Below are 22590 nucleotides of genomic sequence, written 5' to 3' on the forward strand. Positions count from 1 at the left end.
GCGCCATCCGGTGTTTTTGAATAAGGCGGTGGTTCACCGCCTTATCGCGCTTTAGTTTTTCGACCTGAATTCCACAATCTGACTCAATCCTTTTGAGCCAGATCGATGTCCTCTTCCGCACAAGACAAGAACCTGCCGGCGACCGCGCAGCGCCTGAAGAAGACGCGCGAGCAGGGGCAGATCGCGCGCTCGAAGGACCTGGCCAACCTGTCGGTGCTGGGCGGGGGCGCGGTGCTGCTGATGGTGCTGCTGCCCACGGGGTTCGGCCTGATGCTGGACGCGCTGAACGCGCAGCTGCGCTTTGACCACCGCGCGCTGCTGCAACCCCAGCTCATGATGGAACGCCTGACGGGCGGCTTTGGCCACGGCCTGATGGTCTACCTGCCGCTGGGCGTCGCGACGATCGCGCTGGCCCTGGGCGTGTCCTTCGCTTCCGGCAGCTGGGCGCTGAGCACCCACCCCATCGCCCCCGATCTCACACGGCTCAGCCCGCTGGCCGGTCTGGGTCGCCTGTTTTCCAAGCAGCAGCTGGTCGAGACCGTCAAGCTGGTGTTCATGACCGCCATCGTCGGCACGGTGGGGTGGAATTTCCTGTCGTCGCACATCCAGGCGTTTTCTGGCCTGCTGATGTTGCCGCTCGAGGGTTCGCTGGGGCAGCTCGGGGTCTGGATGAAGACGGGCGTGACCCTCCTGCTGGTCGTGATCACGCTGTTTGCGGTCATCGACTTCCCGGTCCAGAAGTTCCTGCACGCCAACCGCCTGAAGATGTCGATGGAAGAGGTCAAGCGCGAGCACAAGGAAAGCGAAGGCGATCCGCAGATGAAGGGCCAGCGCCGCCGCCGCCAGCGCGAGCTGGCCCAGCGCATCAGCGTGGGTGCGGTGCCACGCGCCGACCTGGTGGTGATGAACCCCACCCACTACGCCGTGGCCATCCGCTACGACGACGCCACCATGAACGCGCCGCGCGTGATCGCCAAGGGCGCCGACCTCATCGCGCTCAAGATCCGCGACGTCGCCAAGGAGCACAAGATCCCGGTGCTGCAGTCGCCCATGCTGGCGCGCGCGCTGTATGCCCACGCCGAGATCGACCACGAAATCCCGTCGGCGCTCTACACCGCCGTGGCCCAGGTGCTGGCCTACGTGTACCAGCTCAAGGCCGCGATGGCCGGCCGCGGCGCCATGCCCGGCGATGTGCCCACGCCCGAGGTGCCGCCCGAACTCGACCCGCACTGGAAGCCCGCTCGTGGAGCCATCTAAATGAACGCCCAACTCAAATTTCTCCAGCAGTTCTTCGGCCGCCACGCCGCCTGGGCCCAGGGCCTGGCCGCGCCGCTGCTGGTGATCACGGTGCTGTCCATGATGGTGCTGCCGCTGGCACCCTGGGTGCTCGACACCTTCTTCACGCTCAACATCGCGATCGCGCTGGTGGTGATGATGGTGGCGGCCTACATGCGCCGCCCGCTGGACTTCTCGGTCTTCCCCACGGTGCTGCTGCTGACCACGCTGCTGCGCCTCTCGCTCAACGTCGCCTCGACCCGCGTGGTGCTGATGGAAGGCCACACCGGCCCGGGCGCGGCCGGCGCCGTGATCGAGGCCTTCGGCCACTTCCTGATCGGCGGCAACTTCGCGGTCGGTTTCATCGTGTTCGCGATCCTGGTGGTGATCAACTTCGTGGTGATCACCAAGGGCTCGGAGCGCATCGCCGAGGTCTCGGCCCGCTTCACCCTGGACGCCATGCCCGGCAAGCAGATGGCGATCGACGCCGACCTGGGCGCGGGCCTGATCGACGAGAAGGAGGCCAAGCGCCGCCGCGCCGAGGTGGGCGAGGAGGCCGAGTTCTTCGGTTCCATGGACGGCGCCTCGAAGTTCGTGCGCGGCGACGCCATCGCCGGCATCCTGATCCTGTTCATCAACATCATCGGCGGCTTCATCATCGGCATGGTGCAGCACGGCCTGAGCGCGGGCGCCGCCGCCGACAGCTACATCCTGCTCGCGGTGGGCGACGCGCTGGTGGCGCAGATCCCCGGCCTGCTGATCTCGGTGGCCGCGGCCATGGTGGTCTCGCGCGTGGGCAAGGACGCCGACCTGGGCGGCCAGATCATGGGCCAGATGTTCATGTCCTCCAAGGTCATGGGCATCACCTCGGCCGTGATGTTCCTGCTGGGCATCGTGCCCGGCATGCCGCACACCGTGTTCCTCGCCTTCGCCATCATGACCGGTGCCATCGCCTGGTGGCGCCTGCAGGAAGAGGGCAAGCCCGCACCGCCGCCCGAAGCCCCCGTGGTCAACAACGACGGCGAGGCCAGCTGGGACGACCTGCAGCCGGTCGACCTGCTGGGCCTGGAGCTGGGCTACCGCCTGATCGCCATGGTCGACAAGACCCGCGCGGGCGACCTGCTGACCCGCATCAAGGGCGTGCGCAAGAAATTCGCGCAGGAGGTGGGCTTCCTGCCGCCGGCCGTGCACGTGCGCGACAACCTCGAACTGCGCCCCAGCGCCTACCGCATCACCCTGCGCGGCGTCGTGGTGGGCGAGGGCGAAGTGTTCCCCGGCATGTACCTGGCCATCGACCCGGGTGGCATCAACACCCCCCTGATCGGCACCCCCACGACCGATCCCGCGTTCGGCCTGCCCGCGCACTGGATCGACGACAAGCAAAGGGAAAACGCGCAAATGGCGGGTTTCACGGTGGTTGATTCCGAGACCGTGCTGGCGACGCATCTTTCACACTTGATGCAAGTCCAGGCAGCCAAGTTGCTGAGCCGGACGGAGACCCAGGAACTGGTCGAACACGTGACCCGCCTGGCCCCGAAACTGATCGAAGAAGTCGTGCCCAAGATGATCTCCATCGCCTCGTTCCAGAAAGTGCTGCAGCTGCTGCTGGAAGAGTCGGTGCATGTGCGCGACATCCGCACCATCATCGAGGCGCTGGCCGAACACGCCCCGCACACCACCGACCCGGTCGAGCTGGCCCGCCGCGTGCGCATGGCGCTCTCGCCGGCCATCGTCCAGCAGATCTACGGCTCGGTCAAAGAGCTCGAAGTGATCGCCATCGAACCCGGCCTGGAGCGGCTGCTGATGCAGGCGCTCTCGGGCGCCGCTGCCGGCGCCCTCGACCCCAACGTGGCCGAGATGCTCAGCAAGTCGGCCACCGACATCGCCAACAAGCAGGAAGAACGGGGCGTGCCCGCCTGCCTGCTGGTCCCCGACGCCATCCGCAACGCCATGGCCCGTCTCCTGCGCCGCGCCGCGCCCCGTCTCCAGGTGCTCGCCCACAGCGAGATCCCTGAAACCCACCTCATCCGCATTGGCCCGATTCTTGGGGAGTTAGCAGCATGAACATCCAGCGATTCACCGCCCCGACCGCCCGCGAGGCCATGGCCCGCGCGCGTCAGGCCTTTGGCGACACCGCCGTCATCCTCTCCAGCCGCGCCACCGACGGTGGCTTCGAGGTGATGGCCGCGGCCGAAGAGAGCCTGGCCAACGTGGCCCCCTCGGTGCCCAAGGCGCCCCCGGCCGAGCGCATGCAGCCCATCCGCACCCGCGCCGCGGCCCAGATGCCGGCGACGATGGACGCCTCGGTCGAGAGCGACACCGAGCAGATGTCGATGAGCACGCTGTCGTTCCAGGAGTACGTGCGCGAGCGCATGCTGCGCAAGCGCCGCGCCGCGATGACCGGTGAAGACCTTGCCGCATCGCCGCAAGCCCAGCCCGCGCCGCGTGCCGCCGCACCGCGCCCGGCCCCGATCCAGGTGCCGCCCCGGGCCCAGCACGCCCTGCCCGTGCCCGTGCAGCGCTTCAACGACGCGCCGGAGCCGCCGCCGATCCGCACCCGCGCCCAGCCCGCGCAGCAGGACCCGGTGCCGCAGCGCCTTGCCGACAACGGCGAAGGCCGCATGGCGGTGGAACTCTCGGCGCTCAAGGACATGATCGAGGAGCGCTTCAACACGCTGGCCTGGCTCGGGTCGTCCAAGCAGAGCCCGATCCAGTCCAACCTGATGCTCAAGCTGATCCGCGCCGGCTACTCGCCCACCATGGCGCGTGCCGTGCTCGAACGCGTGCCCACCGACGCCGGCGCCCCCGCGGCCGTGCGCTGGATGATGGACGTGCTCACCCGCAACCTCAAGGTGGCCACGCCCGGCGCCGGCCTGTGCGACGAGGGCGGCGTGATCTCGCTGATCGGCGCCACCGGGGTGGGCAAGACCACCACCGCCGCCAAGCTGGCCGCCCAGTGCGTGCAACAGTTCGGTGCCGGCAGCGTCGGCCTGATCACGCTCGACACCTACCGCGTCTCGGGCTACGAACAGCTGCGCGCCTACGGCCGCATGCTCGGCGTCGTGGCCCACCTGGCGCACGACCGCGCCGCGCTCCACGACCTGCTGAACCTGCTGGCCAACAAGCGCATGGTCATCGTCGACACCGCCGGCCTGGGCCAGCGCGACCAGCGCATCCAGGACATGCTGGAGGTGCTGGACATGCCCAAGGTCAAGAAGTGCCTGGTGCTCAACGCCGGCGCCCACGGCGACACGATCGACGACGTGCTGACCGCGTTCAAGGCCAGCTCCCTGCACGGGGTGGTGCTCTCCAAGGTCGACGAAGCCGTCAAGCTCGGCCCGTCGCTGGACGCGCTGATCCGCCACCAGGTGGTGCTGCGCGGCGTGGCCAACGGCCAGCGCGTGCCCGAAGACTGGCAGAACCCCGACGCGTCCGCGCTGGTGCGCATGTCGCTGGGCACCGACGGCAAGTCGGCCTACGACCCCCTGTCCACCGACATGGGCTTCTATTACTCGCAGGCCGGCTCCCATGGCCTGCCGCTCGGAGGCGCCCATGTTTGAGGTGGGCTTCGACCAGGCGGCCGGCCTTCGGGCCGACCCGGTGCGCGGCGGCCCGGCCATGATGCCGGTGGCCAGCCCGGCGCAACCGGCGCGCGCCTACGAGATGCTGTGCACCCTGGCGGTCCACCTCAAGGCGCTGGGCCGGGTGCCGGTGATCATCGATGGCACCGCCATCGAAAACACCGAGCGCCACCCCGGAGACGGCAGCCCACCCGGCCTGCTGCACGCGCTGCTCGACCCCTCGATCTCCGGCCTGTGCCGCCCCTCCGAAGGCCATGAGTGGCTGGTGATGCCGGGCGCGCTCGGGCTCAAGGCGCTGCAGCAGACCGCGCGGACCGCGGGCGGCACGGTGGCCCTCTCGCGCCTGCTCGCGCCCTTTGCCGCGGGCGGCCTGGTGCTGCTCTTTGCCCCGCCGCAGGAGCTGTCGCCGCTGTTCAGCGGCCTGGCCGCGCGCGTGCTGGTGCCGGTGCTCTCTCAACCGCAGAGCAGCATCGACGCCTACGGCGCCCTCAAGCTGCTCAGCATGGCCGGCGCCACCCCGGTGCTCGCACCGATGGAGAGCGACGACCCCGAGGCGCCGCTGCAGCAGGTGCTGAACACCGTGGCCGACTGCGCGCAGCGCCACCTCAAGCTGGAGGTGGAGACCTGGACCGAGCCGGTCTGGGGCCAGTGCGTGCTCGAGAGCGCGCTGGGCCGTCCGGTGCGCCTGGACACCTTTCATGGCCTGCGAGACCCCCGTTTCGCCGGCCTGGGTCGCACCCGCCCGGGTGCGCTTCCCACACTCTGGAGTTGACGATGTACACCGCCAAAGGCACCCTGAACCGGGACGACCAGTTGCGCAAATACAGCCCGCTGGTGCGCCGCCTGGCCCACCACATGATCGCCAAGCTGCCGCCCAGCGTCGAGGTGGACGACCTGATCCAGGTCGGCATGATCGGCCTGACCGAAGCCATCGCCCGCTTCGAGCCCTCGCAGGGCGTGCAGTTCGAGACCTTTGCCAGCCAGCGCATCCGTGGCGCCATGATCGACGAACTGCGTGAAGGCGACTGGATGTCGCGCGGCTCGCGCAAGAGCCAGAAAGACATCGAACAGGCCGTGCACCGCCTGCAGCAGAAGCTGCACCGCGCGCCGCTGGAATCCGAGATCGCCAAAGAGCTGGGCATGGAACTGGCCGATTACCAGCACCTGCTGGCCAAGGTGCGCGGCACGCAGCTCGTGTACCTCGAAGACATCAGCGGCCGCGACGACGATGACGAGGGCTTTCTGGACCGCCACATGGGCGACGAAGAAGCCGACCCCTCGGCGCTGCTGCAGGACCACCGCATGCGCATGGCCCTGGTGGCCGCGATCAAGGTCCTGCCCGATCGTGAGCAGCAGATCATGAGCATGTACTACGAGCACGACATGAACCTCAAGGAGATCGCGGCCGTGCTGGGCGTGACCGAGTCGCGCATCTGCCAGCTGCACAGCCAGTCCATCGCGCGGCTGCGCACCAAGTTGCGCGAACACTGAGCCAGGCCTTCCCGGAACCGCTCGCCAGAACGACACAGAGGAATTCCCATGCTTGAAGCCGAGTTCACCCGCGTGACCACCATCGACCGCCTGCTGCGGTCGCAGGCCTACGACGCGCTGGAACAGCTGACCCAGGAACAGATGCCGCTGCAACTGCTCGGCGAGGAGGCGCTCAACGCCGCCCGCCTGATGAATCTGCCGGCCACGGTGATCTACCTCGCCTCGCTGGCGGTCGAGAACCGCCGCCACCTGCGCCAGGCACAGGTCTGGCTCGCCATCTACCAGTCGCTGGCGCGCTCGGCGCCCAGCCCCGAATTCATGGCCATCTCGCCCAAGAACCCGCTGCGCCAGGTCGCTTCGGCCTTGCTGCAGGCGGGCGAGCTGGACCCGGCGGCGTTGAAGAAGTGCGCGAACGGCATGGACGACTGGTTCCACGCGGTGGAGCTGGCGATCGACCACAAGGCCTTTGGCCTGGTCGACCAGATCGTGCGCGAGCTGGTGCGGCGCAAGACCGATGTGGCCGACTGGTTGCGGCTGACCAAGCTGCTGTTCAACCGCCAGTCCTTCATCGGCCAGGCGCAGAACATCGAGCCGCTGGGCCAGGCCTACGCCCGCATCCGCGACCACCTGATCAGCCCCCTGCCGGCCGTGCGCAAGGTGCGCAGCCGCCTGGCCCTGTTCGCGAGCCTGTGCCATTTCGTCTCGGGCCACTACCCGGCGGCGGTCCTGGCCGCGAAGGGCGCCACCGCGCCCGACGACCTCATCCACGCCGCCTTCGACACCGCGCGCGCCCACTGCCACGCCGGCCAGCTGCCCGAGAGCATCGCCTCGCTGGACGAGCTGGTGGCGCTGATGTGCGCGGCCGACACGGCGGCCTCGCTCAACGAAGACATCCACGCCACCCAGGACGCCGTGGCCGAGGTCGAACAACAGCAGCGGGTGTTTGATCCGGGCCAGGCCTCGCAGGCCCTGGTCGATCTGCAGGCCGCGCTGTCGGCGGTGGGCAAACGCGCCTTCCTGGTCTCGGGCACGCTGCTGGGCTACGCCCGGGAAGGCCAGATCCTGGCGCACGACAAGGACATCGACGTCGGCATCGTCGGCTGGGAAGACCAGTTCGAGGTGGCCAACGCGCTGCTGCAGAGCGGGCACTTCGGCATCGACGCGCGGCGCCTGCGCGGTCGCAAGGCCTATCACATCCCGGTGGTGCACCTGACCACCCGCGTGGCGATCGACATCTTCATCTACCACCCCGAAAACGGCATGTGGGTCACCGGCGTGGAGTCCTATTTCGGCTACCTGCAGAAGTTCGCGTTCACGCCCTTCGAGCTGAAGGCGGTGAGCTTCCTGGGCATCGATTTCTACGTGCCCGGCGACGTCGAGAAGAAGCTCGCGGAAAACTTCGGCGACTGGCGCGTGTCCGACCCCGAGTACATCTCGCACCTGCAGTCGCCCTCGACGGTCGATGTGGGCGGGCTGGTCTACCAGATCGTCGGGCGCCTGCGCGCGCTGGAGGCGATCCGGGCGCAGAAATACGAGAAGCTGAGCCGGGTGATCCAGCTCATGGAGCGGCACCAGGACCGGCCGGGCGGCATGCGCGCGGACACGCTGGACCTGCTCAAGGGCGTGCTCGACGCCCACCAACCGGCGGAGGTGGCGTGATGTGTGACTTTGCTTTTGTTCTTCTGGCCGGCGGCAGCGGCTCGCGGCTCGACTCGCCCATTCCCAAGCAGTTCATCCGCGTGGCCGGCAAGACCATCGTGGAGCACAGCTTCGCCTGCCTGCACAGCTTCGCGCCCGACGCGCGCATCGTGATCACCGTGCCGGCCGACGCGCTGGAGCATGCGCGCGACCTGTTCAAGGGCACGCGCGCCGAGGTCATCGTCGGCGGTTCCTCGCGCCAGGCCTCGTCCTACGCGGCGCTGCGGCACCTGCGCGCCGACCCGCCGAAGAACGTGATCCTGCACGACTCGGCCCGGCCCTTCCTGAGCCACCAGATCATCCACGACGTGGTGGAAGCGCTCGCCGCGCACGAGGCGGTGGACGTGGCGATCAAGACCAGCGACACCATCATCGTCGAGCGCGACGGCTTCATCCAGAGCATCCCCAAGCGCGACCACATCTACCGCGGCCAGACGCCGCAGGCCTTCCGCTTCGACGCGCTGATCAGCAGCTACGAAGAACTGGGCCAGGACAAGGTGGGCGAGTTCACCGACGACTGCGGCATCTACATGGCCTGCCACCCGATGGGCCAGGTGCGCATCGTCAAGGGCAGCTCGGAGAACATCAAGATCACCGACTCCATCGACCTGGTGCTGGCCGACGAGCTGTTCCGCATCCGCCAGCAGCACCTCGCCCCCAACCTCAGCGGCCTCGACCTGAAAGGCAAGAACTCGGTGGTGTTCGGCGGCAGCATGGGCATCGGCAAGGCCATCGTGCAGATCCTGGAGGAGGCCGGCAGCACGGTGCACAGCGTGTCGCGCCGCAGCGGCTGCGACATCACCGACCACGCGCAGGTGGCCTCGACCATCGACGGCCTGGTGCGGGAGTGGGGCCACATCGACAACGTGATCAACGCCGCCGGCCTGCTGATCAAGAGCCCGCTGGAGCAGCAGTCGCCCGCCGACGTGGCGCAGCAGGTCTCGGTCAACCTGCTCGGCTCGCTCAACGTGGCGCAATGCAGCCACGCGGCACTCAAGGCCTCGCACGGCATGCTGCTGCAGTTTTCGTCGTCGTCGTTCACGCGCGGTCGTGCCGACTACTCGGCGTATTCGGCCTGCAAGGCCGCCATCGTCAACCTCACCCAGGCGCTGTCCGACGAGTGGAAGGACGACGGCATCCGCGTCAACTGCGTGGTGCCCGGCCGCACCGACACCTCGATGCGCCGCGCCAACTTTTCAGGCGAAGACCAGCGCACCCTGCTCAGCCCCTACGAGGTCGCGCTCGCGTCCGCCAAGCTGCTCAGCTCGTCCGACACCGGCGTCATTGCCCGGGTCTGAGCGTCACACCCACTTTCATCAGGAGAACCCCATGAGCCAATGTCCCGTCTGTGGCGGCGAAGAAGACGTCGTGTCCCACACCTGCCGCGTCAAGCCCTACAAGGACAAGACCCAGCGCGGCCACCAGTGCCGCAGCTGCGGCCTGATCCGCTATCCCGACAACGTGGGTCACTTCGCCAAGGTCATTGCCCGACAGTCCACGGAAGCCACCCTGCGCGAGCTGCGCAACGCCACCGACGAACGCCCGGGCCGCGAGTTCTACATGGCCGAGATGGGCATGGAGATTGTGAGCAAACACAACGCGAGCGTCAGCTTCTTCGGCTCGGGCCTCAACACCGACCACCTGTGGCTCAAGCGCAAGTACCCCGAGATTCAGACCAAACTGGTTGATCTGGAGAACATGCAGGAGGCCGAGAACTTCGAGGCCATCCCCGTGGCGACCCCGTCGGACGTGGTGATCGCCTCCGAGGTGATCGAGCACTTCACCGAGCCGGTCGAGCACTTCAAGTCGTTGCTGCGCCTGGTCAAGGACGATGGCATCCTGATCTGCAGCTCCAACATCTACGACGGCACCGACGTCAGCCTGCACCAGTACCCGTTCGTCCCGGGTCACGTGGCCTACTGGACACCGCTGTCGCTGATCAAGCTGGCCAGCGACATGGGCTGTTTCGTCGATTTCCGCACCCCCGAAGTCGGGCTCTCGCGCGGCGGCCCGCGCAAGAAATACATCATCTTCTACAAGAGCACCCAGAACATGTTCCGCACCAGCCTGTACTTCGGCACGCACATGCACGCGCCGTCCGAGGCCTGAGGCGGCTGAGGCCGCTGGGTCGGCCTCCCCGACAGCAACGAACGGCCCTCGCGGGCCGTTCGGCACGTTGGGCGGTCGCCAACGTCGCTCCAGGCCGCTCGATCAAGATCCCGGGCACCAGAAGAAACGCCGGCGAAGGCCGGCGTGATGACAACGGTGAGGGTGCGGCGCGTGGGTCGCGCGCGGGTCAGGCCGAGAGGAAGGCCCGGCCGGCGCCGCCGGTGGACGAGGCCACGCCGGCCATGCGGCCGTAGGTGCCGGGCGCCTGTTGGGGCAGCAGGCTGTGGACCGCGCGCTGGCTCTGGGCGCTCGCGCGCTGCACCGCCTGGCGCAGCTGGCCGAAGCGCTGGGCGGCGTCCTGCATGTCGCTGCGCAGGGTGCTGCCGGGCACGCCGAATTCGGCGGTCCTGGGCGCTCGCTGCAACACGGACTGCACGCCCGCGCTGGCGCGTTCGACCGCCTCGGGGTCGCCTTGCAGCAGCGCCTGCTCCAGCCCGTCGAGCCCGGCTTTGAGCGAGGCGATCCAGGGGTGGGTGGGCTGTGCCATGGCGGTCCTTGGGGGAAGAGGGATCAGGCGCGGGTGGCGCCCACGCTGCTGCTGAGCATTTCAGCGGCGTTGGACAACATCTTGTCGGCGATGGCTTCGGCGTTCACCTGGAAGCTGCCGTCAGCGATCGCGGCCTTCATGGCCTCGACCTTGCTGGCGTTGAACACGTCGTTGCCACTGCCCGCACCCGACATGGCCTGGGTGGCGGTGGACGAGAGCGTGACGGTGACACCGGCCGGCGCGGGCGTCTGGGCCGCCGCGCCTGCGGCTGCAGCGGCTTCGGGACCGGCGCTGGGCTTCTCGGCCGCCCTTTGCGGGCCACCGGCCACGGAGCCAATGTGGGAGTCCGGGGAAGACGATTCGATTTTCATTTCACTCTCCAAACCCCGGTTTCGGGGCGTTGTGAGTGACTATCGGCCCAAAAAGGGGGGCACTTGAGCCCTTTTTTGTGGAGTTCATCACAAAAACGCCAACCAAAGTGTTCAAAAAGCCTTTACAGGCGCACTTCGACCGTCTGGCTGTCGCGCACCGTGCCCGTGACCACCCGTCCGCCGCCCAGGCGAACCCGCACGCTCTGGCCCGGAATGCCGGCCGTCAGGGCCTCGCCGCTGACCACCACCTGGAAGCCTGCGCCGCTGCTGCTGACCCGCACCTGGGCACCCGGCCCGAAGGCGGGCACCGGTCGCACCATGTTCTGGCGCAAGGCCTGGCCGGGCTGCAGCGCCAGCGCCGCCTGCATGCCGACCCAGCGGTCCGGGTTGGCGAGCACCGCGTAAGGCTGTTCGGCCCAGTCCATTTCGGCCAGTTCGGCGTCTTCTTGAGTCAGCACCGAGCCCGCGGCCACGGGGCGCTTGAGCACCCAGCCCGGGCCCCAGGCCTTGACCGTGACGGGCATGAACACGTTCCAGCGCACCGCGCCTTCGAGGCAGCGCAGGCCGACCCGGCTGCGGCCCCACAGGCGCGTGCCCGGCGGCAGGTAGGGCTCGATGCGGGCGCAGGGCGTGAGCTGCAGGCGCGTGTCCAGCGAACCCATGATCACCTCGGGGCGCAGCGGGCCGCCGCCGTCCGGGCCCATGGCCGAGGCGAGCGCGGGCTCCACCCAGTCGCGCGCCATCTGCTCCAGCTGGGTCTTGTCGCCCGCCGGGGCCTGGGCCTGGGCCATGCCCTGCCACGCGAGCAGGCCGGCGGCCAGCAGCCACGCGGCACGGGAAGGTGAGAAGGGGGTGGGGGGTCGGGTGTTCATGTGGTGAGGGGAGGTGCGGACAGGACCTCAGGGCATCAATGTAGGTGGGGTGCGCCGGGCACTAAGCACCGAAATGCGCACCCATTCCCCGCTTTCTCTGCTCATTGCCCGCCCTCAAGTTTTCCCATACTTGTCTTCATCCCGGTGCGGGCATGCCGCCTGTGCCGTTCCCATCCACCTGTCTGGAGAACCCGATGCTTGAACAGATGACCGCCCGGCTCGACGGCTACGGCCAGTCGCTGATGCTGCGCTCGCAACGCCAACAGGTGATCGCCAGCAACATCGCCAACGCCGACACGCCGGGCTACGTGGCGCGCGACTTCGACTTTGCCGCCGCGCTCAAGCAGGCCAGCGGCGAGAGCGCCGTCTCCAGCCAGCAGCTCGCGACCACGGCCGCCGGCCACATGACGCTCTCGGGCCGCGCCCCTGGCGACCCCAAGCTCGCCTACACGGTCCAGACCCAGCCCTCGCAGGACGGCAACTCGGTCGATCTGGACCGCGAACGCGCCAACTTCGTGGACAACAGCATCCGCTACGAGTCCACGCTGCGGTTCATCAATTCGAACGTGAAAACCATGCTGTCCGCCATCACGGGACAGTGAAGGAGATCCTCATGTCCATGTTCACCATCTTCGGCGTCTCCGGCAGTGCGATCAGCTCGCAGGCACAGCGCCTCAACGTGGTCGCCTCCAACCTCGCCAACGCCGACGCGGTGGCCGGCCCGGACGGCCAGAGCTACAAGGCGCGCCAGGTGATGTTCCAGACCGTGCCCATGGGCCAGCCGGGCTCGGCCGGGGTCAAGGTGCAGGACATCCGGGAAAGCGAGGCCCCGGGGCGCCGCGTGCACAACCCGCACCACCCCAGCGCCGACGCCGAGGGGTATGTGACGCATTCCAACGTCAACCCGGTCGAGGAGATGGTCAACATGATGTCGGCCTCGCGCTCCTACCAGAACAACGTCGAAGTCATGAACACGGCGAAATCGCTGCTGCTCAAAACGCTCCAGATGGGGCAGTGAAAGGGACATGAACCATGATGCAGGCCATTGATCTCGGCAACCTTGAAAACACCGTGGGCAGCACCACGGGCACCAAGGGCAACAACTCGACCGACCCCCAGGCATCGCAAGACCGTTTCCTCAAATTGCTGGTCGCACAGATCAACAACCAGGACCCGCTCAACCCGATGGACAACGCGCAGATGACGACCCAGATGGCGCAGATCAACACGGTCAGCGGCATCCAGGAACTCAACGCGACCCTGAAGGGCATGGCCAGCCAGATGGCCTCGTCGCAGGCCATGCAGGGCACCACGCTGATCGGGCGCGAAGCGCTGATCGAAGGTGATGCGCTGGCCTTCGATGGCACCACCGGCAAGGGCGCCTTCTCGCTCGACAGCGCGGCGAGCTCGGTCACGGTGGACATCATCGGCAAGAACGGCGCGGTGCTCGACACCGTGAACCTGGGTGCCAGGGACGCCGGGCAACACGGCTTTGACTGGAACGCCAAAGCCATCGACCCCGCCACCGTCGCCCGCTTCTCGGTGCGCGCCAGCCAGGGCGGCGAGACCAAGCCCGCCACCCCGCTGCAGCGCGCCCTGGTGGCCTCGGTCGGCCTGTCCAACGGCGCCATGACGGTGCAGCTGCAGAACGGCCGCTCCATCACCTACGACCAGATCCGCGGCTTCATGTAAGCCCGCGTTCCTTCACCCCTTTCCCACACCCCGAGGACACCACCATGGCATTCCAGCAAGGACTCTCCGGCCTGAACGCTTCCAGCCGCAACCTGGACGTGATCGGCCACAACATCGCCAACGCCAACACCGTGGGCATGAAAGCCTCTCGCGCCGAGTTCGGCGAGATCTACGCCAGCTCGATCAACTCGTCCGGCAGCGTCAACGCCGGCATCGGCGTGCAGGTGTCCACCGTGTCGCAGCAGTTCACGCAGGGCAACATCACCGTCACCGGCAACTCCCTCGACGTGGCCATCAACGGCAACGGCTTCTACGAACTGACCATGCCGGATGGCTCCCTGTCGTACACGCGCGCCGGCATGTTCAAGCTCAACCGCGACGGCGAAATCGTCACCAACCTCGGTGGCCAGCTCATGGGTTACCCGACCGACGTCAACGGCGTGCGCCTGGGTTTTGAGTCGGCGCCGCTGACCTTGCCCACGGGAGGGCCGATCCCGGCCAGGTTGACCACGGCCATTGCCGCTGAACTGAACCTCGACGCGCGCGCGCCGATCGCGGCCGCCGCCGTGCCCCCGACGCCGTTTGGCACCTACGGCACCTCCGTCATCGCCTACGACGAACAGGGCCTGGAAATCCCGGTCAGCCTGGTGTTCGAGAAGACCGCCAACAACCAGTGGAACGTCTACACCGGCGTCAACGGTGCCGACCCGGCGCTGTCGGTGCCGTTTGCACTGAACTTCATGCCCGACGGCAGCCTGGACCCCGCCACGGTGATTCCGCAGCTGCAGCTGGCTTCGCCCAACGACCCGGCGCAGACCTTCATGGTCGACCTCGATTTCGGCGACACCACCCAGTTCGGCACGGACTTCGCGGTCAACAACCTCACGCAGGATGGCTACAGCCCTGGCGAACTCACCAGCCTGGGCATCAGCGATGACGGCGTGATCATGGCGAAGTACTCCAACGGCCAGTCGCAGGCCGCCGGCCAGATCGCCCTGGTCAACTTCCGCAACGTGCAGGGCCTCTCGCCCAGCAGCGGCGGCAACTGGAGCCAGACCTTCGCCTCGGGCGAGCCGGTGCGCGGCGCCCCCGGCGAGGGCAACATGGGCCTGCTGCGCTCCGGCGCGCTGGAAGACTCCAACGTCGATCTGACCGCCGAGCTGGTCAACATGATGACCGCGCAGCGCGCCTACCAGGCCAACGCGCAGACCATCAAGACGCAGGACCAGGTCCTTTCCACCTTGCTGAACATGCGTTGAACACGCTGAGCTAGAGACGAGACAAGGAGCCCCGCATGGACCGCATGATCTACACCGCCATGACCGGCGCCAGCGCCGCTGCCCACCGGCAGCAGCTGTTGTCGAACAACCTGGCCAATGCGTCCACGCCGGGTTTCCGCGCCGAGCTGGCCACGTTCCGCGCCGTGCCCGTGCGCGGCGACGGCACGGCCTCGCGCGTGTTCGCGCTCGAAGCCAGCGCCGGCCACCTGGACACCGCCGGCCCGATCAACCCCACCGGCCGCAACCTCGACGTGGCCGCGCGCGGCAACACCTGGTTCGCGGTGCAGGGGCTGGACGGCACCGAGGCCTACACGCGCGGCGGCGCCTTTGAGATCAGCCCCGACGGCAGCCTGGTGAACGCGCAGGGCCTGCCCGTGCTGAGCGACGGCGGCGCGCCCATCACCGTGCCGGCCAACGCCCAGCTCGACATCGGCGCCGACGGCACCGTCGGCGCCCGCGTCGGCGACGCGCCCCCGACCCGCGTGGGCAAGCTCAAGCTCGTCACGCCCGACGACGACAACCGCCTCCAGCGCGGCCAGGACGGCCTGTTCCGCCCGGTGCAGGGCGATGCGCTGAACGCCGACGCCAACGCGCGCGTGCAGAGCGGCGCGCTCGAAGGCAGCAACGTCAACCCCATCGAGGCCATGGTCGGAATGATCGCGGTCTCCCGCCAGTTCGAGATGCAGATGCGCATGTTGCAGAACGGCGAAACCAACGACAAGACCGCATCGCAGCTGTTGAACATGAACGGCTGATTCCCCCTTTCCAGGAGCACACCATGATCAATTCCCTGTGGATTTCCAAGACCGGCATGCAGGCCCAGCAGACGCAGCTGGACGTGATCTCGAACAACATGGCCAACGTGTCCACGAACGGCTTCAAGCGCGCCAGCGCCGTGTTCGAAGACCTCATGTACCAGAACCTGCGCCAGGTCGGCGGCGCCGACACCGAGCAGAACAACCTGCCCACCGGCCTGCAGATCGGCCTGGGTGTGCGCACCGTGGCCACCTCGCGTTCGTTCAGCCAGGGCAGCCTGCAGCAGTCGGGCAACCAGCTCGATCTCGCGGTGAACGGCCAGGGCTTCCTGCAGGTCGCGCTGCCCGACGGCACCACCGGCTACACCCGCGACGGCAGCCTGCAGGTCGATGCGCAGGGCCGCCTCGTCACCTCCAGCGGCCTGGCCCTGGCCGGCGACATCACCATCCCGGCTGAAGCGCAGAGCGTCACCGTGGGCAGCGACGGCGTGGTCACGGTGAAGATGCCGGGCAACGCCACGCCGCAGCAGGTGGGCAACATCGAACTCGCCAGCTTCATCAACCCGGCCGGCCTGGAGCCCAAGGGGCAAAACCTCTACACCGAGACCGTGGCCTCGGGCAACCCGGTCAACGGCGCCCCGGGCACCGCCGGCCTGGGCAACCTGATGCAGGGTTACGTGGAAACCTCCAACGTCAACGTGGTGCAGGAACTGGTGACCATGATCCAGACCCAGCGCGCCTACGAGATGAACTCGAAGGCGATCCAGACGTCCGACCAGATGCTGCAGAGGCTGGCGCAGCTGTGAGCATGGTCATGAAGCACCTCCTGCGCCGCTGCGCGCTCCTGCTCTCTCCCGCGCTGCTCACCGCCTGCATGACCAAGCCGGTCGATGTGGTGCCGGTGCGGCCCATCAACTTCGCCCAGACGGCCGCCCCCGCGCAGACCGGCGGCAGCCTGTTCATGGCGGCGCGCTACCGGCCCGCGTTCGAAGACCCGCGCGCCCGCATGCCCGGCGACAGCCTCACGATCCAGATCACCGAGAAGGTCAGCGCGAGCCAGTCGTCCTCGGCCAACATCAACCGCACCGGCAGCGCCTCCGGGTCGATCTCGGCGATCCCGGGCATCGTCGCCAAGGAGCTGACCCGCGACCGCAACTTCAACCTCGGCGGCGAGTCGGGCAACGAGTTCGCGGGCAAGGGCGACAACGCCAACGCCAACGACTTCTCGGGCGTGATCACCGTCACCGTGCAGGAGGTGCTGCCCAACGGCCACCTGCTCGTGGCGGGCGAAAAACAGATCGGCATCAACAGCAACGTGGACGTGATGCGCTTCTCCGGCACGGTCGACCCGCGGCACATCCGCCCGGGCAACACCATCGCCTCGACCCAGGTCGCCAACGCGCGCATCGAGTCGCGAGGACGAGGCGCCGTGGATGAAGCGCTCTCAATAGGCTGGTTGGGACGGTTCTTTTTGAATGTTTTCCCTTTCTGACGCGGCCTAGCATTCACCCCATGAACCCGCAGCACCAACCCATCCCCCTGCAGACCGGTCTTCGCCGCGCGCGCGCCGTGCGCCGTGACCTGCGGACCCGCTGGCTCCAACGCCTGGTGGTCTGGAGCGGCCTGGCCGTGGGTCTCGTGCTGTGGCTGGGTTTCCCGGTGCAGGCCCACGCGATCCGCATCAAGGAAATCGCGGCGGTGCAGGGCGTGCGCAGCAACCAGCTGACCGGGTTCGGCCTGGTCGTGGGGCTGGACGGCACGGGCGACCAGACCACACAGATGCCCTACACCTCGCAGGGCCTGACCAACTACCTGCAGCAGCTGGGCCTCACGCTGCCCGGCGACGCCAAGGTGCAGCTGAAGAACGTGGCGGCCGTGCTGGTCACCGCGCAGCTGCCCGCCTTCGCCCAGCCGGGGCAGATGATCGACGTCACCGTCTCGTCCATGGGCAACGCCAAGTCGCTGCGCGGCGGCACGCTGATCACCACCCCGCTCAAGGGCGTGGACGGCGAAATCTACGCGCTGGCCCAGGGCAACCTGCTGGTCGGCGGCGCGGGCGCCTCGGGCGGCGGCAGCAAGGTGCAGATCAACCACCTGAGCGCGGGCCGCATCCCCAGCGGCGCGCAGGTCGAGCGCGTGGTGCCCACGGCCTTCGCGCTGGGCGACACCATCGACCTCGGCCTCAATGCCGCCGACTTCCAGACCGCGCGCCGTGTCGCGCAGGCGATCAACGGCCGCATGGGCCCCGGCGTGGCCAGCGCGGTGGACGGCCGGGTGGTGCGCCTGCGCGCACCGGCCAACACCGACGAGCGCGTGAGCTTCCTGGCCGAGATCGAAGAGATCCCGATGGAGGCCTCGATCCCCGCCGCGCGCGTGATCATCAACACGCGCACCGGCTCCATCGTGATGAACCAGTCCGTGACCCTCGGCCCCTGTGCGGTCGCGCACGGCAACCTCTCGGTCAGCATCAGCTCGACCCCGGTGGTGAGCCAGCCCAACCCGCTCTCGCAGGGCCAGACCGTGGTCGCCGAAAAGACCGACATCAAGATCAGCCAGGACGGCGGCGCGCTGGTGAAGATGGACGCCGCCCCGCAGCTGGCCGACCTGGTGCGCATGCTCAACGGCCTGGGCGCCACGCCGCAAGACCTGCTGGCGATCCTGCAGGCGATCAAGGCCGCCGGTGCGATGAACGCCGAACTTGAAGTGATCTGACACCATGTCCTCGTTGCAGCCCACCACCCAAGGCCTCGCCGTCGACCCCGGCGCGCTGAACGCGCTGAAGTTCAGCGCGGGCCAGGAGGGCGAGAGCGGCAAGGCGGCGCTCAAGGGCGCGGCCAAACAGTTCGAGTCGCTGTTCATGCGCGAGCTGATCAAGAGCATGCGCGACGCGACCCAGAAATCCGGCCTGCTGGAAGGGCAGGGCAGCGACCTCGGCACCGACCTGCTCGACCAGCAGCTCTCGGTGCAGCTCTCGGGCCTGCCCGGCGGTCTGAGCGAAGCCATCGAGCGCCAGCTCAGCCGCCAGATGAGCCCCAAGGGCACGGCCGAAGGCGCCACCCCGACCGGCGCCGGCACCAGCACCGGTGGCAGCACCGGCACGGGGAATGAGACACCCGTGGAGTTCAAGCCGCTGAACCGTTCGGGTCTGCGGGCCTTGCTCAAATACGCGCCCCATGCCGTGCCGCACACCGCGCCGCAGGTAGGGTCCGTGCCGGGCGAGACCGGCGCCGAGCCGGCGAAGGCGCTGCGCCGCAGCAGCGCACCCACCCAGGCGGCGTCGGGCCCGCGCCACGTGGGCTTCGTGGCGCAGCACGGCCAGGCCGCCGCCGCCGTGGCGCGCGAGTCGGGCATCCCGGCGAGCTACATGCTCGGCCAGGCCGGCCACGAGACCGGCTGGGGCCGCAGCGAGATCCGCCAGAAAGACGGCACGCCCTCGCACAACCTGTTCGGCATCAAGGCCACCTCCTCGTGGAAGGGCAAGGTCGCCGAGGTCACCACCACCGAATACGTCAACGGCGTGCCGCGCAAGACCGTGGCCAAGTTCCGCGCCTACGACTCCTACGCCGACTCCTTCCGCGACTACGCGCGCCTCATCACCAAGAGCCCGCGCTACGACAAGGCGATGGACCAGATCGGCTCGGTGCAGGGTTTCGCCAGCAGCCTGCAACGCGCGGGCTACGCCACCGACCCGCAATACGCCGCCAAGCTCAGCCGCGCCATCAACATGACACTCAGCGTGCAACGCGCACAGAGCTGAGACCTGAAAGCCCACCATGTCGAGCGCCCTCAACATCGGCTCCCAGGCCCTCAACGCCAACCTGTCGGCGCTGCAGGTCATCGGGCACAACATCGCCAACGTCAACACCGCCGGCTATTCGCGGCAGACGGTGGAGATGCGCAGCTCGGGTTACCAGATGCTGGGCGGCAACTACTACGGCCGGGGCGTGGAGGTCGGCACGGTGGCCCGCGCGCACGACGCCTACCTCACCCGAGAGGCCCAGCTCTCCAGCTCGGTGGCGTCCGCCGACGGCGAGCGCCTGGCGCGCCTGCAACAGCTGGAGAACCTGTTTCCCACCGGCGAGACCGGCCTGGGCGCAGCGATGAACGACCTGCTCAATGCGTGGTCCGACATCGCTTCCTCGCCCACCAACCTGGCCGCGCGCTCGGTGGTGCTTGGCCGCGGCGAAGAGATCGCCTCGCGCCTGCGCGACACGGCCGGCCAGATGGACCTGCTGGCGCGCGGCGCCCGCCAGCAGGTGGGTGACACCGTGGACACGATCAACCGGCTGGCCGGCGAGATCGGTCTCATCAACCAGAAGATCATCGAGAACCAGGGCAGCGCGGGTGAGCCCAACGACCTGCTGGACCAGCGCGACAGCCTGATCGGCGAACTCAGCAAGCTGGTGCAGGTGAGCACCGTGGGCGCCGACGACGGCAGCGTGAGCGTGTTTGTCGCGGGCAGCCAGCCGCTGGTGCTGGGGCGCAACGCCGCCCGCCTGGCCGTGGTGCCCGACAGCACCGACCCCACGCAGCCGCGCATCCACTTCCAGCAAGGCAACGCCTCGATGCCACTGTCCGACAGCGCCCTGGGGGGCGAGCTGGGGGGTGTCATGCGGTTCATCGGTGAAGACCTGAAAGAGGTCACGAACCAGCTCGGCCGCATGGCGCTGGCGCTGAACTCGACGATGAACACCCAGCACCAGCTGGGCGTGGACCTGCGCGGCGGCACCGGCAACAGCTTCTTCGTGCCCGCGGCCGACGCGGCCGGCCTGCCCATGGCCACCAACACCGGCACCGGCGCCCTGCACGCCGAGGTCAGTGACCCCACGGCCCTGAAGCCCTCGGACTACCAGGTGAATTTCACCGGCACCGGCGTGGACATCGTGCGCCTCTCCGACGGCCAGATCAGCTCCTTCGCCGGCCTGCCCGCCGAGCTGGACGGCCTGAGTTTCCAGCTCGACAGCGGTGCCGCCGCCAGCGGCGACAGCTTCCTGGTGAAGCCCTTCGCCGATGCGGCAAAGAACATGCAGATGGCCGTGAGCGCGGCCGACCGCCTGGCCGCCGCCAGCCCGGTGATGGTCACGCCCGGCAGCGCCAACACGGGCGGGCTGACCATCGGCGGCCTCTACGCCTCGGAGCCCTCGGCCAACCTCGGTGACCCGGTGACCCTGACCTTCCTCGCCGACGGCAGCTTCACCGCCACGGGCCTGGGCCCGGGCAACCCGCCGCCCGACAACGTGGGCCCGCCCGCGAGCTACAACTACACACCCGGCCAGCCCCTGCAGTTCAACGGCTGGAGCCTCACGCTGCGTGGCGGTCCCGCCGCGGGCGACACCTTCAGCATCACGCCCGCGACGGCCACCAACAACTCGCAGAACGCGGGCAACGCCGTCGGCATGCTCGCGCTGCGCGACCTCGCCACCTTCGACGGCGCGTCGCTCTCCAACGGCTACAGCTCGGTGCTGTCCGACATGGGCACGCGGGTGCAGGGTGCGCAGTTTGCCGCCAGCTACTCCGGCCAGGTGGCCGCCAGCAACGAGTCCGCGCGCGCGGCCGTGTCGGGCGTGAACCTCGACGAAGAGGCCGCGCGCCTGCTGCAATACCAACAGGCCTACCAGGCCTCCGCCAAATACATGCAGGTCGCCCAGGGCATCTTCGACACCCTGTTGCAGACCATGCGCTGAAGGACAGGAGCCCCGCCATGAGAGTCGCCACCGCCCACGCCTACGACACCACCATCGCCCAGCTCACCCAGCGCCAGGCGGAGCTGGTCGCGCAGCAGGAACGCATTTCCAGCGGCAAACGCGTGGCCCGCGCCAGCGACGACCCGGTGGCGGCCACCATGTCGGAAGCGGTGCAGAACCGCCTTGCGCGCGTGCAGTCCGACCAGCGCGCGCTCGACTCGTCGCGCACCAGCATCCAGCAGGCCGAGAGCGCGCTGGGCGAATCGGGCGAGCTGATCCAGAAGGTGCGCGATCTGATCCTCTCGGGAGGCAACCCCACCTACGGACCGATTGAGCGTGAGTCGATCGCCCAGCAGATCTCGGGTCTGCGTGACCAGCTGTTCTCGCTGACCAACCGCCAGGACGGCACCGGGCGCAGCCTCTTTGGCGGGCTCGGCGGTTCCGCCACACCGTTTGTGCAGACCTTCGGCGGCGGCAGCGCCGAGGTGCGCTTCGAGGGCCGGCGCGGCCAGCAGGCCGCTGGCGACAACCAGCTGCCGCAGGCCATGGACGGCGATGCCATCTGGATGCGCATCCCCGCCGGCAACGGCACCTTCGCGCTCGACCTGCCCGCCAGCAACACCGGCAGCATGCGCAGCGACACCGGCCAGGTCACCAACCTCTCGGCGCTCACCGGCCACGACTACCGCATCGACTTCAGCGGCACCGCCGGGTCCATGCAATACAGCGTGACCGACGTGACCACCGGCACGCCCGTGGCCGGGCAGACCGGCGTGGCCTACAGCGCCGGCGCGCAGATCGCGTTCGACGGCATGTCCTTCAAGGTCGTGGGCGAACCGGTCGCCGGCGATCGCCTCGACCTCACCTCGTCCAGCGCACCCACCGACCTGTTCAAGGTGATGCAGGACGCCATGGACGCGCTGCGCCTGGGCACGGGCGAAGGCACCCAGCGCACCCACGACCTCGGCCGCGCGCTGGCCGAGATCGACGCCGGACACGACCGCGTGCTGCTCGCCCGCGCGCAGGCCGGCGAGTGGCTCAACCGCGCCGACTCGATCGAGGGCTTGCTCGGCGACCGCGAGGTCGACCACGCCACCGAACAGTCCCGGCTCGAAGACCTCGACATGGTCAAGGGCATCTCGCAGTTCCAGAGCCAGCAGATCGGCATGGAAGCCGCGCTCAAGTCGTACGCGCAGGTGCAGCGCCTGTCGCTGTTCCAGTATGTGAGCTGACAC

General features: G+C 68.4%; 22 protein-coding genes. 19 read left to right on the forward strand and 3 right to left on the reverse strand.

The features are described from left to right. Positions 1–105: 105 nt before the first annotated feature. The 8 genes from IM738_RS00850 to IM738_RS00885 are packed head-to-tail and all read left to right on the forward strand — an operon-like array spanning position 106 to position 10154. Positions 106–1257: an EscU/YscU/HrcU family type III secretion system export apparatus switch protein gene (locus tag IM738_RS00850; protein ID WP_236964015.1), complete on the forward strand. Its 1152-nt coding sequence runs from the start codon at positions 106–108 to the stop codon at positions 1255–1257. Then, positions 1258–3339, forward strand: coding sequence for a flagellar biosynthesis protein FlhA (flhA, locus tag IM738_RS00855; RefSeq protein ID WP_236964016.1), 2082 nt, complete (start codon positions 1258–1260; stop codon positions 3337–3339). Further along, positions 3336–4835, forward strand: coding sequence for a flagellar biosynthesis protein FlhF (gene flhF, locus IM738_RS00860; protein WP_236964017.1), 1500 nt, complete (start codon positions 3336–3338; stop codon positions 4833–4835). Before flhA ends, flhF begins: the two co-directional genes overlap by 4 nt. Beyond that, a complete protein-coding gene (locus IM738_RS00865; protein ID WP_236964018.1) occupies positions 4828–5628 on the forward strand; it encodes a hypothetical protein in 801 nt (266 codons plus the stop codon). The genes flhF and IM738_RS00865 overlap by 8 nt, the downstream gene beginning before the upstream one ends. A 2-nt stretch (positions 5629–5630) precedes the next feature. Next, a complete protein-coding gene (locus tag IM738_RS00870; protein WP_236964019.1) occupies positions 5631–6347 on the forward strand; it encodes an RNA polymerase sigma factor FliA in 717 nt (238 codons plus the stop codon). A gap of 48 nt (positions 6348–6395) precedes the next feature. Next, entirely contained in the window at positions 6396–8006 is a 1611-nt protein-coding gene (locus tag IM738_RS00875) for a hypothetical protein (RefSeq protein ID WP_236964020.1), read from the forward strand. Beyond that, positions 8006–9343 (forward strand): bifunctional cytidylyltransferase/SDR family oxidoreductase, encoded by a 1338-nt coding sequence (locus IM738_RS00880; RefSeq protein WP_236964021.1) that lies wholly within the window; start codon positions 8006–8008, stop codon positions 9341–9343. The genes IM738_RS00875 and IM738_RS00880 overlap by 1 nt, the downstream gene beginning before the upstream one ends. A gap of 31 nt (positions 9344–9374) precedes the next feature. Beyond that, a complete protein-coding gene (locus IM738_RS00885) occupies positions 9375–10154 on the forward strand; it encodes a class I SAM-dependent methyltransferase (protein WP_236964022.1) in 780 nt (259 codons plus the stop codon). Between the two features lie 187 nt (positions 10155–10341). Here IM738_RS00885 and IM738_RS00890 read toward each other — a convergent pair whose 3' ends face one another. The 3 genes from IM738_RS00890 to flgA form a co-directional block, all read right to left on the reverse strand. Beyond that, the gene (locus IM738_RS00890) at positions 10342–10701 is read right to left on the reverse strand and encodes a hypothetical protein (protein ID WP_236964023.1); all 360 of its coding nucleotides are present in this window, start codon (positions 10699–10701) and stop codon (positions 10342–10344) included. A 23-nt stretch (positions 10702–10724) separates the two neighbouring features. Continuing rightward, positions 10725–11072 (reverse strand): flagellar biosynthesis anti-sigma factor FlgM, encoded by a 348-nt coding sequence (gene flgM / locus IM738_RS00895; protein WP_236964025.1) that lies wholly within the window; start codon positions 11070–11072, stop codon positions 10725–10727. 122 nt (positions 11073–11194) lie between these two features. After that, positions 11195–11944, reverse strand: a complete 750-nt coding sequence (gene flgA / locus IM738_RS00900) for a flagellar basal body P-ring formation chaperone FlgA (RefSeq protein WP_236964026.1) — start codon at positions 11942–11944, stop codon at positions 11195–11197. Positions 11945–12138: 194 nt separating this feature from the next. Between flgA and flgB the strand changes: the two genes are divergently transcribed. Genes flgB through flgL form a run of 11 tightly spaced genes read left to right on the forward strand, consistent with a single transcriptional unit; the run spans position 12139 to position 22587 of the window. Beyond that, positions 12139–12546: a flagellar basal body rod protein FlgB gene (flgB, locus tag IM738_RS00905; RefSeq protein WP_077331720.1), complete on the forward strand. Its 408-nt coding sequence runs from the start codon at positions 12139–12141 to the stop codon at positions 12544–12546. 11 nt (positions 12547–12557) lie between these two features. Then, complete coding sequence (gene flgC, locus IM738_RS00910) at positions 12558–12962, forward strand: flagellar basal body rod protein FlgC (RefSeq protein ID WP_236964027.1); 405 nt, start codon at positions 12558–12560, stop codon at positions 12960–12962. Between the two features lie 14 nt (positions 12963–12976). Continuing rightward, positions 12977–13636 (forward strand): flagellar hook assembly protein FlgD, encoded by a 660-nt coding sequence (locus IM738_RS00915; protein WP_236964028.1) that lies wholly within the window; start codon positions 12977–12979, stop codon positions 13634–13636. Between the two features lie 44 nt (positions 13637–13680). Next, a complete protein-coding gene (flgE, locus tag IM738_RS00920) occupies positions 13681–14895 on the forward strand; it encodes a flagellar hook protein FlgE (RefSeq protein WP_236964030.1) in 1215 nt (404 codons plus the stop codon). 35 nt (positions 14896–14930) lie between these two features. Then, entirely contained in the window at positions 14931–15671 is a 741-nt protein-coding gene (gene flgF, locus IM738_RS00925) for a flagellar basal-body rod protein FlgF (RefSeq protein ID WP_236964031.1), read from the forward strand. Between the two features lie 23 nt (positions 15672–15694). Next, positions 15695–16477 (forward strand): flagellar basal-body rod protein FlgG, encoded by a 783-nt coding sequence (flgG, locus tag IM738_RS00930; RefSeq protein ID WP_077331724.1) that lies wholly within the window; start codon positions 15695–15697, stop codon positions 16475–16477. An 8-nt stretch (positions 16478–16485) separates the two neighbouring features. After that, entirely contained in the window at positions 16486–17163 is a 678-nt protein-coding gene (locus tag IM738_RS00935) for a flagellar basal body L-ring protein FlgH (RefSeq protein ID WP_236964033.1), read from the forward strand. A gap of 20 nt (positions 17164–17183) precedes the next feature. Next, complete coding sequence (locus IM738_RS00940) at positions 17184–18383, forward strand: flagellar basal body P-ring protein FlgI (RefSeq protein WP_236964034.1); 1200 nt, start codon at positions 17184–17186, stop codon at positions 18381–18383. A 4-nt stretch (positions 18384–18387) separates the two neighbouring features. Continuing rightward, on the forward strand, positions 18388–19428 hold the full coding sequence (flgJ, locus tag IM738_RS00945) for a flagellar assembly peptidoglycan hydrolase FlgJ (protein ID WP_236964036.1): 1041 nt from the start codon (positions 18388–18390) through the stop codon (positions 19426–19428). A gap of 16 nt (positions 19429–19444) precedes the next feature. Beyond that, positions 19445–21355, forward strand: a complete 1911-nt coding sequence (gene flgK / locus IM738_RS00950) for a flagellar hook-associated protein FlgK (RefSeq protein ID WP_236964038.1) — start codon at positions 19445–19447, stop codon at positions 21353–21355. A 17-nt stretch (positions 21356–21372) separates the two neighbouring features. Continuing rightward, entirely contained in the window at positions 21373–22587 is a 1215-nt protein-coding gene (gene flgL, locus IM738_RS00955; protein WP_236964040.1) for a flagellar hook-associated protein FlgL, read from the forward strand. The last annotated feature ends 3 nt before the right edge of the window (positions 22588–22590 follow it).

The organism is Hydrogenophaga sp. SL48, assembly GCF_021729865.1.
Lineage (GTDB): Bacteria > Pseudomonadota > Gammaproteobacteria > Burkholderiales > Burkholderiaceae_C > Hydrogenophaga.

Coding starts and splice junctions, on each gene's coding strand:
- flgL (WP_236964040.1), top strand. CDS start 21,373: ATGAGAGTCGCCACCGCCCACGCCTACGACACCACCATCGCCCAGCTC.
- flgC (WP_236964027.1), top strand. CDS start 12,558: ATGTCCATGTTCACCATCTTCGGCGTCTCCGGCAGTGCGATCAGCTCG.
- IM738_RS00850 (WP_236964015.1), top strand. CDS start 106: ATGTCCTCTTCCGCACAAGACAAGAACCTGCCGGCGACCGCGCAGCGC.
- flgE (WP_236964030.1), top strand. CDS start 13,681: ATGGCATTCCAGCAAGGACTCTCCGGCCTGAACGCTTCCAGCCGCAAC.
- flgB (WP_077331720.1), top strand. CDS start 12,139: ATGCTTGAACAGATGACCGCCCGGCTCGACGGCTACGGCCAGTCGCTG.
- flhA (WP_236964016.1), top strand. CDS start 1,258: ATGAACGCCCAACTCAAATTTCTCCAGCAGTTCTTCGGCCGCCACGCC.
- IM738_RS00890 (WP_236964023.1), bottom strand. CDS start 10,701: ATGGCACAGCCCACCCACCCCTGGATCGCCTCGCTCAAAGCCGGGCTC.
- flgM (WP_236964025.1), bottom strand. CDS start 11,072: ATGAAAATCGAATCGTCTTCCCCGGACTCCCACATTGGCTCCGTGGCC.
- flgA (WP_236964026.1), bottom strand. CDS start 11,944: ATGAACACCCGACCCCCCACCCCCTTCTCACCTTCCCGTGCCGCGTGG.
- IM738_RS00880 (WP_236964021.1), top strand. CDS start 8,006: ATGTGTGACTTTGCTTTTGTTCTTCTGGCCGGCGGCAGCGGCTCGCGG.
- IM738_RS00865 (WP_236964018.1), top strand. CDS start 4,828: ATGTTTGAGGTGGGCTTCGACCAGGCGGCCGGCCTTCGGGCCGACCCG.
- IM738_RS00870 (WP_236964019.1), top strand. CDS start 5,631: ATGTACACCGCCAAAGGCACCCTGAACCGGGACGACCAGTTGCGCAAA.
- IM738_RS00935 (WP_236964033.1), top strand. CDS start 16,486: ATGAAGCACCTCCTGCGCCGCTGCGCGCTCCTGCTCTCTCCCGCGCTG.
- flhF (WP_236964017.1), top strand. CDS start 3,336: ATGAACATCCAGCGATTCACCGCCCCGACCGCCCGCGAGGCCATGGCC.
- flgG (WP_077331724.1), top strand. CDS start 15,695: ATGATCAATTCCCTGTGGATTTCCAAGACCGGCATGCAGGCCCAGCAG.
- flgF (WP_236964031.1), top strand. CDS start 14,931: ATGGACCGCATGATCTACACCGCCATGACCGGCGCCAGCGCCGCTGCC.
- IM738_RS00875 (WP_236964020.1), top strand. CDS start 6,396: ATGCTTGAAGCCGAGTTCACCCGCGTGACCACCATCGACCGCCTGCTG.
- IM738_RS00885 (WP_236964022.1), top strand. CDS start 9,375: ATGAGCCAATGTCCCGTCTGTGGCGGCGAAGAAGACGTCGTGTCCCAC.
- IM738_RS00940 (WP_236964034.1), top strand. CDS start 17,184: ATGAACCCGCAGCACCAACCCATCCCCCTGCAGACCGGTCTTCGCCGC.
- flgJ (WP_236964036.1), top strand. CDS start 18,388: ATGTCCTCGTTGCAGCCCACCACCCAAGGCCTCGCCGTCGACCCCGGC.
- IM738_RS00915 (WP_236964028.1), top strand. CDS start 12,977: ATGATGCAGGCCATTGATCTCGGCAACCTTGAAAACACCGTGGGCAGC.
- flgK (WP_236964038.1), top strand. CDS start 19,445: ATGTCGAGCGCCCTCAACATCGGCTCCCAGGCCCTCAACGCCAACCTG.